At 59.2% G+C, this 14,822-nt stretch carries 13 protein-coding genes; 7 read left to right on the forward strand and 6 right to left on the reverse strand.

From position 1 onward, the window contains the following. Positions 1-57: 57 nt before the first annotated feature. The gene (locus ACYZT4_RS01705) at positions 58-1,122 is read right to left on the reverse strand and encodes an ABC transporter substrate-binding protein (RefSeq protein WP_461984750.1); all 1,065 of its coding nucleotides are present in this window, start codon (positions 1,120-1,122) and stop codon (positions 58-60) included. Positions 1,123-1,472: 350 nt separating this feature from the next. Between ACYZT4_RS01705 and ACYZT4_RS01710 the strand changes: the two genes are divergently transcribed. Continuing rightward, positions 1,473-2,186, forward strand: a complete 714-nt coding sequence (locus ACYZT4_RS01710) for a UTRA domain-containing protein (RefSeq protein ID WP_461984752.1) — start codon at positions 1,473-1,475, stop codon at positions 2,184-2,186. 30 nt (positions 2,187-2,216) lie between these two features. On the opposite strand, the gene ACYZT4_RS01715 is transcribed toward ACYZT4_RS01710, so the two are convergent. Beyond that, a complete protein-coding gene (locus tag ACYZT4_RS01715; protein ID WP_461984753.1) occupies positions 2,217-2,984 on the reverse strand; it encodes a DODA-type extradiol aromatic ring-opening family dioxygenase in 768 nt (255 codons plus the stop codon). 102 nt (positions 2,985-3,086) lie between these two features. Between ACYZT4_RS01715 and ACYZT4_RS01720 the strand changes: the two genes are divergently transcribed. Then, complete coding sequence (locus ACYZT4_RS01720; protein WP_461984755.1) at positions 3,087-3,743, forward strand: thiopurine S-methyltransferase; 657 nt, start codon at positions 3,087-3,089, stop codon at positions 3,741-3,743. A gap of 108 nt (positions 3,744-3,851) precedes the next feature. Here the strand turns inward: ACYZT4_RS01720 and htpX are convergent, their stop codons facing one another. Beyond that, complete coding sequence (gene htpX / locus ACYZT4_RS01725) at positions 3,852-4,739, reverse strand: protease HtpX (protein ID WP_461984757.1); 888 nt, start codon at positions 4,737-4,739, stop codon at positions 3,852-3,854. Positions 4,740-5,055: 316 nt separating this feature from the next. After that, a complete protein-coding gene (locus tag ACYZT4_RS01730; protein WP_034151309.1) occupies positions 5,056-6,267 on the reverse strand; it encodes a pyridoxal phosphate-dependent aminotransferase in 1,212 nt (403 codons plus the stop codon). A 225-nt stretch (positions 6,268-6,492) separates the two neighbouring features. Between ACYZT4_RS01730 and msrB the strand changes: the two genes are divergently transcribed. The 3 genes from msrB (at position 6,493) to ACYZT4_RS01745 (ending at position 7,986) form a co-directional block, all read left to right on the forward strand. Continuing rightward, a complete protein-coding gene (gene msrB, locus ACYZT4_RS01735) occupies positions 6,493-6,888 on the forward strand; it encodes a peptide-methionine (R)-S-oxide reductase MsrB (RefSeq protein WP_461984759.1) in 396 nt (131 codons plus the stop codon). 154 nt (positions 6,889-7,042) lie between these two features. Continuing rightward, on the forward strand, positions 7,043-7,528 hold the full coding sequence (locus tag ACYZT4_RS01740) for a glutathione peroxidase (RefSeq protein ID WP_461984761.1): 486 nt from the start codon (positions 7,043-7,045) through the stop codon (positions 7,526-7,528). Beyond that, positions 7,525-7,986: a MarR family winged helix-turn-helix transcriptional regulator gene (locus tag ACYZT4_RS01745; protein ID WP_461984763.1), complete on the forward strand. Its 462-nt coding sequence runs from the start codon at positions 7,525-7,527 to the stop codon at positions 7,984-7,986. Before ACYZT4_RS01740 ends, ACYZT4_RS01745 begins: the two co-directional genes overlap by 4 nt. Here the strand turns inward: ACYZT4_RS01745 and ACYZT4_RS01750 are convergent. Next, entirely contained in the window at positions 7,970-10,291 is a 2,322-nt protein-coding gene (locus ACYZT4_RS01750; protein WP_461984765.1) for a hybrid sensor histidine kinase/response regulator, read from the reverse strand. The genes ACYZT4_RS01745 and ACYZT4_RS01750 overlap by 17 nt on opposite strands. A gap of 167 nt (positions 10,292-10,458) precedes the next feature. Here ACYZT4_RS01750 and ACYZT4_RS01755 point away from each other — a divergent pair, with 167 nt between their 5' ends. Both ACYZT4_RS01755 and ACYZT4_RS01760 read left to right on the forward strand, forming a co-directional pair. Next, positions 10,459-11,349 carry an ATP-binding protein gene (locus tag ACYZT4_RS01755; RefSeq protein ID WP_461984766.1) on the forward strand — a complete coding sequence of 297 codons (891 nt, stop codon included), beginning with the start codon at positions 10,459-10,461 and terminating at the stop codon, positions 11,347-11,349. Continuing rightward, positions 11,346-11,828, forward strand: a complete 483-nt coding sequence (locus ACYZT4_RS01760; RefSeq protein ID WP_461984768.1) for a GAF domain-containing protein — start codon at positions 11,346-11,348, stop codon at positions 11,826-11,828. Before ACYZT4_RS01755 ends, ACYZT4_RS01760 begins: the two co-directional genes overlap by 4 nt. Here the strand turns inward: ACYZT4_RS01760 and ACYZT4_RS01765 are convergent, their stop codons facing one another. After that, positions 11,829-14,777: an HD domain-containing phosphohydrolase gene (locus ACYZT4_RS01765; protein WP_461984770.1), complete on the reverse strand. Its 2,949-nt coding sequence runs from the start codon at positions 14,775-14,777 to the stop codon at positions 11,829-11,831. Between the last annotated feature and the right edge of the window lie 45 nt (positions 14,778-14,822).

Below are 14,822 nucleotides of genomic sequence, written 5' to 3' on the forward strand. Positions count from 1 at the left end.
ACTCAGCCCGCTCCCACATTGGACCTTCATCAAGCATCCAATGTGGGGTTTACCGAGTCACTTCATCTCGACGATGACTTCTTCGTTCCACTTCTGCGGCAGGGCCTTGGACGTTTTTTCCCACGCGTCCGCGTCCTTGATCGGCGTCACGCCTTTGTACTGCTCGTTAGGCAGCAGCTTGGACTTGACGTCTGCCGGCAACGTGACGTGCTCGGCACGGATCGGACGGGCGTTACCCTTGGCCAGATTGATCTGACCGGCATCGCTGAAGATGTATTCGCGAGCCAGCTTGGCGGCGTTCGGGTTTTTTGCGTATTTGTTGATGATGGTGGTGTAGCCGGAAATCACCGAACCATCGGATGGAATCAGGACGGTGTAGTCATCCGGGTTGGCCATTTTCGCCTTGTAGCTCAGGCCGTTGAAATCCCAGACCACACCGACTTCGATTTCACCTTTTTCCATCGTGGCGATGGTCGGGTTGGCCATGGACAGGCGACCTTGCTTGGCGATGTCTGCGAACAGCAGCAGCGCGGGTTGCAGGTTCTTCTCGTCGCCACCATTGGCCAGTGCTGCGGCGAGTACGCCGTTGGCGGCCTGGGCAGCGGTGCTCACGTCACCGATGGAGACTTTGTACTTACCGGTTTTGAGGTCAGCCCATTTGGTCGGTGAGTCCGAACCGTGCAGCAGCTTTTTGTTAACGATGAACGCGATGGTGCCGGTGTAGGCCAGTGCCCAATGGCCGTCCTTGTCCTTGGCCCAGTCGGGAACCTGCGCCCAGGTCGTCGGCTTGTAAGGTTGCGTCACACCTTGCTTGACCGCGATCGGACCGAAGGCCGCCCCGACGTCACCGATGTCGGCGCTGGCATTGTCTTTTTCTGCGGCGAACTTGGCAATTTCCTGAGCCGAGCTCATGTCGGTGTCGATGTGTTTGAGGCCGTAATTCTTGGCGAGGTCTTCCCAGGTGCCTTTCCAGTTGGCCCAGTCATCGGGCATGCCGACGCTATTGACCGCGCCTTCCGCTTTCGCAGCGGCTTCCAGGGTTTTCAAATCATCAGCGGCCATTGCTGCCGTACACAGGGCAATGGTCGAGCCTAACAGTGATGCCAGGAAAAGCTTTTTCATTCCGAAGCTCCTTTGGTCGTATTCAACGCTGCGATTGCGGTGGTGTTGGTCTAGGTCAGCAATACCTGAGCCAATCTAGTCGCCGTCGATGACATTTTGATGTCGACCAGCGGTACGCCTATATTTTTTGTACAACGACGCTCAGGCTTCCAGGTAAGCGTAGACCATGGCTAAAGAGCTGATATGCAGGGGCTTGGCCGCGATCTTGCAGACGTTTTACGGCACCGTTCAGCGCCTTTGTCATCTGTCGGTCATCTGCAGTGCCTAGGCTTGCGGAATGTGGGTGGCGCCATTTCAGTGGGCCGTTTCGCCCCGAAACAGTGCTGGTCTAGTCCAGATAGGTAACGTTAATGCGCATCGAAACAACCAAAGCGGTGACCACCATCGGGCAGGTCCTTCAGGAGCAGCTCGATCACGGACTGTTGGCACCCGGCAGCAAATTACCAGCGGAGCGCAAGCTCAGTGAGTTATTCGGCACGACCCGCATCACCGTGCGCGAGGCGTTGTTGCAGCTGGAGGCTCAAGGGCAGATTTATCGCGAGGAGCGCCGCGGCTGGTTTGTGTCACCGCAACGTCTGGCTTACAACCTGATGCAGCGCAGTCATTTCCACGCGATGGTCAGTGCTCAGGGGCGTGTGCCGTCTACCGAAGTGATTTCGGCGCGGTTGCAGCCAGCCTCGGCGGCGGTCTGTGCCTGGTTGCAGTTGCCGGCGTTGTCGAGCGTGATTCAGGTCTGCCGGGCGCGGCGGATTGACGAGCGGTTGGTGCTGTACGTGGAGCACTACCTCAATCCGCAGTATTTTCCGGGGATTCTGGAACGGGATCTGAATCAGTCAATTACCGAGTTGTACGCCCGGCATTACGACTTGCACTACGGACGAGTGCGTTTCGAGATCGTGCCGACAGCCTTGTCGGTGGATGCCGCGGCGGCGTTACGGGTGTCGGTCGGGAGTCCGGGATTACGCATCGCCCGGGTCAATTATGATCAACACGAGCGGTTGATCGACTGTGACCTGGAGTTTTGGCGGCATGATGCGATTCACGTCGGCGTCGATGTGGTCTGAACCTGGCCGCCGCGGCGCTCGGCCCATCCGTTAGCCGAAGCGGTAAATGTCCATGCCCAAGGCACCCATGGTGAACCCCTTGTGGCTCACGCCGAATTTTCCACCTGCACTGCGGGCAAAGTACAACGGCAACAAGTGTTCATCACTGGGGTGGTTGCGCACGGCGTTCGGTGCTTGTTGGCGATAGTCGTGCAAGGCGGCTTCGTCGTTCGCTTCGAGTTTCTCGATCATCCAGTCGCGAAACGACTTCGCCCAAGGCTCGACGCTTTCCGGGCCGGCGTGCCAGTCCAGTTCGCGCAGGTTATGGGTGATGCTGCCGGAGCCGATCAACAACACGCCCTGTTCGCGCAAGCTGCTCAGGGCCTCGCCGACGCGGGTCTGCAATGCCGGGCCGCCGCGGGTTGGCAGCGAAACCTGCACTACCGGAATGTCAGCATGCGGATACATCAGCGACAACGGCACCCAGACGCCATGGTCGAACGGCCGTTTGCTGTCGATGCGAGCGGTCAAATCGCTGCGTCTCAGCAACTCGACAACCTCAGCCGCCAGCTGTGGGTCGCCCGGTGCCGGGTATTGCACCTCGAACAACGCCTTGGGAAATCCGCCGAAGTCATGCCAGGTGTCCGGTTGCGGGTTGCCGCTGACCAGCAGTTCGTTGCTTTCCCAATGCGCGGAAACAATCACAATGGCCTTGGGTTTCGGCAACTCGGCAGCCAGACGTGCCAGGGCCGGCCCGCTGGCGCCAGGTTCCAGTGCCAGCATGGGTGAGCCGTGAGAGATATAAAGGCTGGGGAACATGAATGAGCTCCTGAGAGTAAGATGGGGCCATCTTCAGTCAGATCATTGATCTAAATCTAATATAAGTTTTAGGGTGTTTTGATCGAATTTTCGGGGTTATTTATGCAGCCGGAGTTTTGGCACAAGCGGTGGCAGTCGAATCAGATCGGCTTCCACTTGCCGCAAGTGAACCCTTATCTGCAACGTTTCTGGCCGCAATTGGGGCTGGAGGAGGGCGCGCGCGTACTGGTGCCGTTGTGTGGGAAAAGTCTGGATTTGCTGTGGCTGGCACACCAGGGTCATGAAGTCCTGGGCATTGAGCTGTCGGAAAAAGCTGTTGAAGATTTCTTCGACGAGCATCAGTTTGATCCGGACATTAGTGAGCAAGGGCCGTTCAAGGTCTATCGCGCAGGTTCCATCGAGTTGTGGTGCGGTGACTTCTTCGAGTTGACGGCCGGCGATGTGGCTGATTGCGCCGGGCTGTATGACCGCGCGGCGCTGATTGCTTTGCCGCCAGCCATGCGCAAGGAGTACGCCGCTCATTTGAACCGTATTCTGCCAAAGGAAGCCGCGGGGCTTTTGATCACTCTGGACTACGACCAGACACAAAAGGACGGCCCGCCGTTTGCGGTGCTCGATGACGAGGTACAGCAGTTGTTTGGGTCTATGTGGGCGTTGAAGATTCTGGAAGATCAGGATGTTCTGGGGGAAAGCTGGAAGTTCGCCGAGGGTGGCGTGACGCGGCTTGAGGAGCGGGTTTATCGGGTTTCCAGCCGATAAGGTGAATTGAGTCTGTTGGCCTCTTCGCCGGGTTGAGCACCCCCACAGTTCAAGCAGACAAAAAAAGGCCCGCATTTCTGCGGGCCTTTTCTTTTACTGCCGAGCTTCTCAGCCCCGACGACGCAATGCGTCAATACGCTCTTCCAACGGCGGGTGGCTCATGAACATCCGGGCGAACCCTTGTTTGATGCCACCGTTGATACCGAAGGCATTCAGGGTGTCCGGCATATGCACCGGCAAACCTTGTTCCGCACGCAAGCGTTGCAGGGCACCGATCATCGCGGCGGTACCGGCCAGCTGTGCGCCGGCTTCGTCGGCACGGAATTCGCGTTTGCGCGAAAACCACATGACGATGGAGCTGGCCAGTATGCCCAGCACCAGTTCGGCGACGATGGTCGCCACGTAGTAGGCAATGCCTTGGCCTTCTTCGTTCTTGAAGATCACCTTGTCGACGAAGTTGCCGATGATCCGTGCGAAGAACATGACGAAGGTGTTCACCACGCCCTGAATCAGCGCCAGGGTAACCATGTCTCCATTGGCCACGTGCCCGATTTCGTGGGCCAGAACGGCTTTCACCTCATCCGGCGAGAATCGTTCGAGCAAGCCCTGGCTGACCGCGACCAGTGCGTCGTTCTTGTTCCAGCCGGTGGCGAAGGCGTTCGCCTCGTAGGCTGGGAAAATCCCGACCTCGGGCATCTTGATCCCGGCTTCCCGGGACAGTTGCTCGACGGTTTGCAGCAGCCATTGCTCGTGGCGAGTGCGTGGCTGGGTGATGATTTGGGTGCTGGTGCTCATCTTCGCCATCCACTTGGAGATGAACAGCGAGAACAACGAACCGGCGAAACCGAAGACCGCACAGAAAATCAGCAGCTGATTGAGATTGAGATCAACCCCGTTGGCCGCCATGAACCCGTTGAAGCCGAAAAGGCTCAGGGTGATGCTGGCAATCAGCACGACCGCCAGGTTAGTGGCCAAAAACAGCAGGATGCGCATCATGGTTGTAGAAATCTCCTTTTGCTAAAGATGTAGCGTACTGCGGGGTATATAAGGTGCTGCACCGGGCTATTCAACCGGGTGACTATTTCAAACTGTGTCCTACAGCCGAAGTCTAGTCGCTTGAAGGGCATTTCCGACGTGGATACGGGAAGTGTTTGTCAGCCGATTCGCATCGCAGGCCCTGTCGTTGTTAGCCGCGGCATCGAAATGCTCTAGTGCACAGCGTGGGGAGCGGCGAGGTCCAGCGAGGTATGAAGATATGTTGCTGAATTGATCCGCGTGCGACTTTCGCAAAAGTCGCACAGGGTCAGAAGCATTACTGGCGGTAGGATTTCAGGAAGTTGCCGATACGTCCGATGGCCATGTCCAGGTCGTCGACGCGCGGCAGGGTCACAACGCGGAAGTGGTCCGGCCATGGCCAGTTGAACGCCGTGCCTTGGACCACCAGCAGTTTTTCCGAGAGCAGCAGGTCGAGCACGAATTTCTCGTCGTTGTGGATCGGGCAGACTTTTGGGTCGATGCGCGGGAACGCGTACAGCGCGCCCATCGGCTTGACGCAACTCACGCCGGGAATGTCGTTGAGCAGTTCCCAGGTGCGGTTGCGTTGTTCCAGCAGGCGACCTTGCGGCAGCACCAGATCATTGATGCTTTGATACCCGCCCAAGGCGGTCTGGATCGCATGCTGGCTCGGCACGTTGGCGCAGAGGCGCATGTTCGCCAGCATGTCGATGCCTTCGATATAGCTTTGCGCGTGCTGTTTCGGGCCGGAAATGGCGATCCAGCCGGAACGGAAACCCGCTACGCGGTAGGACTTGGACAGACCGTTGAAGGTCAGGCACAGCAAGTCGGGAGCAAGCGAAGCGGTGCAGATGTGCACGGCGTCGTCGTACAGGATCTTGTCGTAGATCTCGTCGGAGAAAACCACCAGGTTGTGCTGGCGCGCCAGTTCCAGCATGCCCAGCAACACTTCCTTCGAATACACCGCGCCAGTCGGGTTGTTCGGGTTGATGATCACCAGCGCCTTGGTGTTCGGGGTTATCTTGGCCTTGATGTCGGCGAGGTCCGGCCACCAGTTGGCCTGCTCGTCGCACAGGTAATGCACCGGATTACCGCCCGATAGACTGACTGCGGCGGTCCATAGCGGATAGTCCGGCGCCGGCACCAGCACTTCGTCGCCATTGTTCAGCAGGGCTTGCATCGACATCACGATCAGTTCGGAAACGCCATTGCCCAGGTAGATGTCTTCAATGCCGACGCCCTCTACCTGCTTCTGCTGGTAGTACTGCATGACGGCTTTGCGAGCGCTGAACAGACCCTTGGAGTCGCTGTAGCCCTGGGCGGTCGGCAGGTTGCGGATGACGTCCTGGAGGATTTCGTCCGGTGCTTCGAAACCAAAGGGTGCCGGGTTGCCGATGTTCAGCTTGAGGATGCGATGGCCTTCCTCTTCCAGGCGTTTGGCGTGCTTGAGCACTGGGCCGCGAATGTCATAGCAGACGTTGGCGAGCTTGTTCGATTTGCTGACCTGCATGGCGATGTGTTCCCGAAAATGAACGATCCAGGCGGCATTTGACCTACCGTACTGGGAATCCTGCGTCCTCACACAGGCTGACGCCGTGCGAGGCTGCATCCATAAATCCGTTTGAATGCGCGTGGTCTGGCTGCCAGACTGGCGTTTGACGAGGCGCAATCATACGTGCCGCCCGATCCGTGGAAAAGGTACAGATCGGGCTTTTTCAGCTGCTGAGGTGTGATGATGGAAAAGTTGGAAAAAACCCTGGAAGAATGGCGGGCAATGCTCGATCCGGAACAGTACAACGTTTGCCGTCTCAAGGGCACCGAACGCCCGTTTTCCGGCAAATACAACGACAGCAAGATCGACGGTGTCTACCACTGCGTCTGCTGTAATGAGCCGTTGTTCGACTCCACAACCAAATTTGATTCCGGCTGTGGCTGGCCGAGCTTCTACGCACCGATCGGCGACAGTGCCATGGTCGAAATCCGTGACGTCAGCCACGGCATGATCCGTACGGAAGTGGTCTGCGGCAAGTGCGATGCGCACCTGGGGCACGTGTTCCCGGACGGTCCGCCGCCGACTGGCCTGCGGTATTGCATCAATTCGGTGTGCCTGGATCTGGTCCCGCGTTCGTAGGCTGCACAGTGATCGGTTCACTGCGGTGCCTGTAGGAGCTGGCCAGCCAGCCCCTACAGTGTTATGGCGTGGCGGAAGATCGAGCAATTAAATTGCACACAATTCAATTGCTCGCTATGTTTAGCTTCTGTTCATTCATACAAGAGTTCGAAACATGAGCGACAATCTGCTGAGCATCCCTTGCACCACCATCAAGGGCGAGCAAAAGACCCTGGCGGATTACGCCGGCAAAGCCGTGCTGGTGGTCAACACCGCGAGCAAATGCGGTTTCACCCCGCAGTACAAAGGCCTTGAGCAGTTGTGGCAGACCTATAAGGATCAGGGGCTGGTGGTGCTCGGTTTTCCCTGCAATCAGTTCGGCAAGCAGGAGCCAGGCAACGAAGGGGCGATTTCCGAGTTCTGCGAGTTGAACTTCGGTGTCAGCTTTCCGCTGTTCAAGAAGATCGATGTCAACGGCACCGGCGCCCATCCGCTGTTCGTGCAGCTGAAAAAGCGTGCGCCGGGCGTGCTGGGGTCCCAAGGTATCAAGTGGAACTTCACCAAGTTCCTGATTGGCAAGGATGGGCAGCTGGTCAAGCGCTTTGCCCCGGCGACCAAACCGCAGGACCTGACCCGCGAGATCGAAGCCCTGCTCAAATGAACACCTTGTCCGTCGACTCGCTGAAACTCGACAGCCAGCTCTGCTTCAAGCTGTACGCCGCGTCGCGGGCGGTAATTCGTGCCTACAAGCCGATGCTCGATCAGCTCGGCCTGACTTACCCGCAGTACCTGGCGATGCTGGTGTTGTGGGAATGGCAGGACGCTGCGCCGCAGCGGCCGACGGTCAAAGTCCTTGGCGAGCGTTTGGCGCTGGACTCCGGAACGTTGACGCCGCTGCTCAAGCGGCTTGAGCAACTGCAACTGGTCCAGCGCCAGCGTTCGGCGCGGGACGAGCGTGAGATGCACCTGAGTTTGTCGCCCACTGGCCTGGCGTTGCGTGATCAGGTCGGGCCGCTCAAGGCCCGTCTGTTGTGCGACAGCGGCGTCGATCTGGATCGGCTTAACGATTTGCGTGATGGCCTCGATCACCTGTTGGGGCAAATCAAGGCACTGTCGTAGCCGGCATCCACACGTCCAGCAGTGCGGCCAATTCCTCACGGCGGAACGGTTTGGCCAGGTAATCGCTCATGCCTGCCGCCCGACAACGGTCGCGCTCTTCGGACATGGCGTTGGCGGTCAGGGCGACAATGGGCAGTTGTGGCCAGCGCCCGCTGCGGCGGATTTGCCGACTGGCTTCGTAGCCGTCCATCACGGGCATGTTGCAGTCCATCAGCACCAGGTCGAACTCACTGTGCTCAAGTTGATCAAGCGCTTCACCGCCGTGAGCCGCGACAATCACCTCGCAGCCAAGCTTGCCGAGCATGCCCTTGGCCACCAACTGATTGACCGGATTGTCTTCTACCAGCAGCACCCGACCGCGCCGCTGGGGTGAAAGGGCTTCGAGTCGGGCGTCGTTCAGGGTGTTGATTTCCGGTTGCAGGATTCTTCGCAAGGTCTGGTACAACGCGTTGCGCGCCAGTGGTCGCGCCTGCTGCTGCAAAGGCGCCAGAATACTGGCCTGTTCGCTGGGCATGAAACTGCCGTAGGCCGTCACCAGCAAAATCGGCGCGCTGCAGGTGGGGCGTAGAGCAAACAGGCATTCGGGGCAATCGGTGATGACCATATCGGGCTGCAGACCGATCATCGAATCGTCGATCGAACACTGTTGATAATCGAGCCCCCAACCGGGCAACAGGCTCTTCAACAGTTCGGCCAGGCCGCTGTTGGCGGCGGTGACGGCGATGACCTTGCCGCGCAACGTCGCCGGGCGTAAAGCGCGGGTGTGACAAGGCAGCGGTAGCTCGGCGCAAAACTGACTGCCAAAGCCCGCTTCCGAGCTGATGGTGAGGCGCCCCTGCATGGCTTCGCACAGGTTGTAGGTCAGCGCCAGCCCCAAGCCTGTGCCGCCGAATTGCCGGGTGATGCCGGCGCCGGCCTGGGTAAACGGCTGGAATATTTTGACCTGAGCGTCCTGGGCAATGCCGATGCCGGTGTCGCAGACTTCGATCCGCACGCCTTGTTCGATCGTCGACAGGCGTACATCGACCCGGCCAAACCGAGTGAACTTGAGCGCATTGGACAGGAGGTTGCTGACGATCTGCCGCACACGGGTCGGGTCCCCGAGTACCAGCGCCGGAAATGCCGGTTCGATCAGGCAGGTCAGCTCGACGCTAGGCGCGGCATTCTGCGACAGCAGGTTGGCGGTGTCCTCGACCAGCGAACCGAGGTCGAACGGAATGTGTTCGAGTTCGAGCTGGCCAGCGTCGAATTTCGACAGGTCGAGAATATCGTTGAGCAATTCCACCAACACTTTGCCTGAGTCATGAGCGATGGACAGCTGTTGCTGCTGCTCGGCATTCAGTGGGCCGTCCAGCGACAGCGCGATCATCCCCAGCAAGCCATTGAGTGGCGTGCGGATCTCGTGGCTCATGTTGGCAAGGAACACCGAGCGTGCTTCCGCCATGTCCAGTGCGGTGCTGCGTGCGACTTCCAGTTCTTGATTGGATTGGCTAAGCCGGTTGTTGATTGCCTTGAGTTCCGCGGTGCGCGCCGACACGATATTTTCCAGTTGCCCAAGGTAGTCGGTCAGGCGGTTTTCGGCATTGCGCCGCTGCTGGATTTCGGTGGCGATGTTTTCGAACTGCTGGTTCGCAACCTTGACCAGCACGCCGATCTCATCGTTTTCATGGCCCGCCGGGTACTCCAGCCAGGTGGGTTCGACACTGCGCGGATCGCGGCCGCTGAGTTCACGAATGACCCGCACCAGAGGTTTGGTCAGCATTACGTAGAACAACGCCAGCAGGATCCCGGTCAGGAGCAGGCTGCGGGCGAAACCGTTGAGCAAGGTGATTTCGGCCCGTTTCAGGAAACGGCTGCCGAATGAATAAGTGTCGACATCCAGGCGCAAGGTGCCGAGGGATTCATTCGGCAGGTGATCCAGGTACAAACGGTCTTCGAACGTCCTATCAGCGCCAAAAAGAAAGTCACTGATCACCCGATAGCCGCTCTGGGCGCCCGGGCGCTTGACGTTGGCCAGCACCGAACCGTTGTTATCGATCAATTGCGCGCCGATGATCGCCGGTGAGCGCAGCAGGCCCAGGGTCAGTTCTTGGGCGAGTTCGGCGTCGATGTTGTAGGCGATTCGCGAGGCAGGGTTGTGGCTGATTTCCAGTAAAGACTGTATTTCCCGGTTGATGGAGGCGTCTTCACTGGCATAATCGATGCCTATTTGCAGCAGGCTGAGCAGCGTGCCAAGAATGAAACCGACCAGCACGGTAACCCTGGCTTGCTTGTAAGACAGCCGGTTGGTGAACTTGATATCCATGGGGTGTCGAATCACTTCCGTTTCCCTTCGCTGCTCAAGCATAGTCGATCATGCGTGGATGCCGATGTTCTCGCGAGCCCTTGTGCAACAAGGGGTGACCCAAGCACGAACGCCGTGTTTCGTCGCTGTAGCGCCATCATTACTGTGAACGTGCCCGAGGAGAAGACGTGGATTCCCGATTGAATGCTTTTCTTGAACGCGCCGATGCCGTTCTGGCCCGTATCGAACCGCTACTACCCGCGCCTCGTCAAGCCATCGACTGGACGCAATGCCTGGCCGCACGCTGGCAGCGCGAGGGCCGCAGCGGTTTTCTGCTGCCGCTGGAAGTCAGCCTCGACATGCGCTTGTCCGACCTGATCGGTGTCGACCGGCAATTGGAGCAGTTGGGGCGCAATACCCAGCAATTCATCGACGGCCTGCCCGCCAACCACGCGTTGCTCTGGGGCGCGCGGGGTACGGGGAAATCGTCGCTGGTGCGTGCGTTGCTGGCCGAACACGCCAAGGCCGGTCTGCGCCTGATCGAGATTGAGCGCGATCACCTGGCGGACTTGCCGCGGGTGGTCGAGCAAATCGCCAAGCTACCCCAGCGATTCGTGCTGTTCTGCGATGACTTGTCGTTCGAGTCAGGCGAAGGCGACTATCGTGTGCTCAAGAGCGTGCTCGACGGCTCCCTCGAACAAGCGCCGGACAACGTCTTGCTGTATGCCACGTCGAACCGTCGCCACCTGGTCCCGGAAAAGGACAGCGATAACGAGAATTGGAAACGCGTCGACGGCGAACTGCATCCCAGCGAGGCGGTAGAGGACAAGATCGCACTGTCGGACCGTTTCGGCCTGTGGCTGTCGTTCTACCCGTTTACCCAGGATCACTTCCTCGACGTGGTCGAGCACTGGATCAGGCAACTGGCCGACAAGGCCGGCCTGGAGTGGCAGCGTGACGAAGAACTGGACATCCTCGCGGTGCGCTGGGCCACCGGCCGGGGCAATCGCAATGGACGTTGCGCCTATCAATTTGCCCGCTATTGGGTTGGACTGAAGCTGTTGGAGCGCAAGGCATGATCGATTTACAGCAAAGCGGCCAGGGCCTTGAAGGCTACGGCATGTTGCACGCGCAGCTTGAGTCACTGTTGGCGGACGAGCGGGATTTCATCGCCAACGCCGCACAGTTTTCGGCATTTCTGTACAACCAGCTCGATGACCTGAACTGGGCGGGTTTCTACCTAAATCGCAATGAAGAGCTGGTACTTGGACCGTTTCAGGGACAGATCGCCTGCGTGCGAATTCCTTTTGGTCGTGGCGTCTGCGGGGCAGCGGCGGCGACGTTGCAGACCCAATTGGTGGAAGACGTCCACGCTTTCCCCGGGCACATTGCCTGCGACAGCGCCTCGAACAGCGAGCTGGTCGTGCCGCTGGTCAAGGACGGTCGCCTGATCGGGGTGCTGGATCTCGACAGCCCGAAGCTCGCACGGTTTACCGTTGACGATCAGGCCGGAATCGAAAAACTGGCGGCAATTTTCCTGCGCCTGACCGACTGCTGATCATGCCCGCAAGCCAGCCTTTTTCAGCAGACTTGACGGGTCTACAGCGTCGATCTGCTGGGGATCGAGGTATTGATCGGCGTATTGCCGGTAGATCTCGGCGCTGATGAACAGCTCGAACAGCTCGGGGTCGATGTGGGCATCACGGCACATGAAGGCCATGATGCCCAGCGCCTCGCTCAGTGATTTGGCTTTCTTGTACGGGCGGTCGGCAGCGGTCAGCGCTTCGAAAATATCGGCAATCGCCATCATTCGCGCGGGCAGGCTCATTTCTTCGCGCGTCAACTGTTTGGGATAACCGGTGCCGTCCATTTTTTCATGGTGGCCGCCGGCGATTTCCGCGACGTTATTAAGGTGGCCGGGGAAGGGCAGGTGGCTGAGCATCAGGATCGTCTGCACCATGTGGTGATTGATGATGTAACGCTCCTCGCGCGTCAGTGTGCCTCGGGCAATGCTCAGGTTGTAGAGCTCGCCGCGGTTGTACTTGTAGCGGGGCGCATCAAGTTTGAAACCCCAGGAATTGTCTTCCGGAATCAGTTCGCCCTCGGCGCGTTCGAGCAGGTGTTCGGGTTTGTCCGCCAACAGTGGCTCGCTGACCGGAAGGGGCAGCGCGGGTGTTCGCGCCTGGCGTCGATTTTCTTCCCAGGAAACCCCCAGTCGATCGTCCAAAGTTCGGGTCCAGGTGCGTTGGGCGAGGGCGCGCAGGCGTTGCAGATCGACCTCGGCCATCGCTTCGCCGCCCAGGTTGCAGCGGGCCACGAAGGCGAAATCATCGTCCAGCTCCGCCAGGCTGGCATTGCGCACCTCCGCCAGCGGCTGTTCGTCACCGCCCAGGGCGATGGCTTGCCAGTAATTGATCCAGGCATCGCGCTTGAGCACTTCGAAACGGGTACGGATTTCGTGGATGCGGTCGTTCAGGGTTTCCAGTTTCGTGGCCTTATCGACGACATACTCCGGCGTGGTGACCTTGCCGCAATCATGCAGCCACGCGGCGATATGCAGCGCCTCCCACTCGTCTTCGGTGGGTTGATAGCCGCTGAAGGCCGGCTCCTGGCTCGCCGCCGCAGCCTGGGCGAGCATCAACGTCAGCGCCGGCACTCGCTGGCAGTGACCACCGGTGTAGGGGCTCTTGGCATCGATCGCGCCGGCGAGTAGTTGAATGAAGGCGTCCAGCAGCTGTTTCTGTTTGGCTTGCAGTCGCTGGCTTTCAATACTCACGGCCGCAGCGCCGGATACGGCCTGGAGGAACGCAATGCGGTCCGGACGGAGCTTTTCCAGATCACGTTGATCTCCGCTGTCCTCAAGCAGAAGGATCAGCAGACCCACGGTTTCGTTGTGGCGATTGTGCAGGCGGATGCCGATCAGGTGCACCCGCGGGCACTCCATGGCCAACAAGACTTTCTGCAAATCTTGCGCCTGTTCGAAACCGAGACTGGTGACCACGTTGTCTGCATTTGACAGCTGCAGCAGCCAGGCCGGGCTTTGTGGGTCCTGGGGGGCGTGGCCGCGAATGTCGAACGCGGACAATGCCTGTGAACTGTCATTGATCACCAGCCCGTGAGGCGCCAGGCGATCACCCTCATTTTCCCGCAGGTAGATCAGACCCGCCTGGGCCTGGCCGATCTTCACCGTTTCAAACAACACCCGTTCCAGCAAGGGTGCAAACCGGGTCTCGGCGCTCAAACTGTCGGTGATCTGGAAAAAACTCGCCAAGGTGTCTTTCATGCGAGTCATCGACACGCTCAATTGATCGACTTCGAGCACCGGAGAGCGGCGGGAGATCGGCAAGTTGAAATTGAAGCTGCGAATGGCATCGGCTTCCTGGACCAATATGCGCAGGGGTTTGACCAGGATTCTCGAGGTCAACCAGCCTAGCGGCAGGCACAGCAGCAGCGTGGCCAACGTGATCAACGCACCTTGCCAGCGCATGCGGTAGGCGTCGGCGAGCAATTCGTCTTCCGGCACCAGCAGCGCCAGTTGCAGTCCCTGGGGTCCGCCTTCCTGCATGCTGCTGCGAGCAACGATCCATTGCCGGCCAACGGCCTCCAACCGATTACCGGTGGGGGGACTGTTGAGCAATGCACCGAGGCCGGGGCTCAGGTCGGCGGCCTTGCTCAAGCGGGCTGTCTGGTCATCCACGATCAGCTTGCGGCTGTCAGGGTAGGCGACGGCATTACCCTGGGCATCGAATAGCACGATTTGGGTACTGGGCGTGACGACGTGTTTGGCCAGGGTGGCGGACAGTTCTTCGAGCGTCAGGTCGGCGGCCATGATCGCGTGCGTACCACTTCGTCGGGCCAGGGTGGTGCCAACGTTGTGGGTGGAAAAAAAGAGGTAGGGTTCGGTGGTGATCTGATCGTTGTTGCGGCGGGCACTGGAAAACCAGGCACGTGTGCGCGGATCGAAGGTGTCGCCGGCGTTGTCCTGACGGCTGAGGAAGTTCAGGTCCTGATCGAAAAACAATGATTGGGAGTGCCCCGGTTCGCTGCTGCCGTTTCGTTCGATGCTCCATACCTGGTAAGCCGCGGCGTCCGGGGCGTTGAGCAGGGTTTTCAGGTCCTGGGTCCGCAGCGGGCGAACCATGAAGAAATCACCGTCGTCGTAGCCCAGGTACAACGAGGCCAGGTCTGGGTTGTCCTTCAGTGACTGGCTGAAGGGGCCGAGCAACGCCAGTCGTTGTTGCAGGTCAGGCGCCTGCGCTGCCGGGTTGTACACCAACAGGCTCAACAGATGACGGATCGGTTCATAGGTCGCGTGCAAGTCCAGCCGGACGTCCTGCTCGATGCGTTCGAAGAGCTTTTCACTGCTGGAAAGAATGATCTGCGTAGTTTGCCGATAGTTGAAAAGGCCCAGCACCACGCCGGTCAGCAGCAGCAGCAAGGTAAACATCACGCTGATGTGCACGTGCAGGGGAAACCGCCGTTGATCCGGGCGCAGTGGGCTGGGCATTGCAGGGTCACTCCATGATGTTTAACACACTGCTCAGCGACCAAG

The organism is Pseudomonas sp. GB2N2 (assembly GCF_054897705.1).

Coding starts and splice junctions, on each gene's coding strand:
- ACYZT4_RS01705 (WP_461984750.1), bottom strand. CDS start 1,122: ATGAAAAAGCTTTTCCTGGCATCACTGTTAGGCTCGACCATTGCCCTG.
- ACYZT4_RS01710 (WP_461984752.1), top strand. CDS start 1,473: ATGCGCATCGAAACAACCAAAGCGGTGACCACCATCGGGCAGGTCCTT.
- ACYZT4_RS01715 (WP_461984753.1), bottom strand. CDS start 2,984: ATGTTCCCCAGCCTTTATATCTCTCACGGCTCACCCATGCTGGCACTG.
- ACYZT4_RS01720 (WP_461984755.1), top strand. CDS start 3,087: ATGCAGCCGGAGTTTTGGCACAAGCGGTGGCAGTCGAATCAGATCGGC.
- htpX (WP_461984757.1), bottom strand. CDS start 4,739: ATGATGCGCATCCTGCTGTTTTTGGCCACTAACCTGGCGGTCGTGCTG.
- ACYZT4_RS01730 (WP_034151309.1), bottom strand. CDS start 6,267: ATGCAGGTCAGCAAATCGAACAAGCTCGCCAACGTCTGCTATGACATT.
- msrB (WP_461984759.1), top strand. CDS start 6,493: ATGGAAAAGTTGGAAAAAACCCTGGAAGAATGGCGGGCAATGCTCGAT.
- ACYZT4_RS01740 (WP_461984761.1), top strand. CDS start 7,043: ATGAGCGACAATCTGCTGAGCATCCCTTGCACCACCATCAAGGGCGAG.
- ACYZT4_RS01745 (WP_461984763.1), top strand. CDS start 7,525: ATGAACACCTTGTCCGTCGACTCGCTGAAACTCGACAGCCAGCTCTGC.
- ACYZT4_RS01750 (WP_461984765.1), bottom strand. CDS start 10,291: ATGGATATCAAGTTCACCAACCGGCTGTCTTACAAGCAAGCCAGGGTT.
- ACYZT4_RS01760 (WP_461984768.1), top strand. CDS start 11,346: ATGATCGATTTACAGCAAAGCGGCCAGGGCCTTGAAGGCTACGGCATG.
- ACYZT4_RS01765 (WP_461984770.1), bottom strand. CDS start 14,777: ATGCCCAGCCCACTGCGCCCGGATCAACGGCGGTTTCCCCTGCACGTG.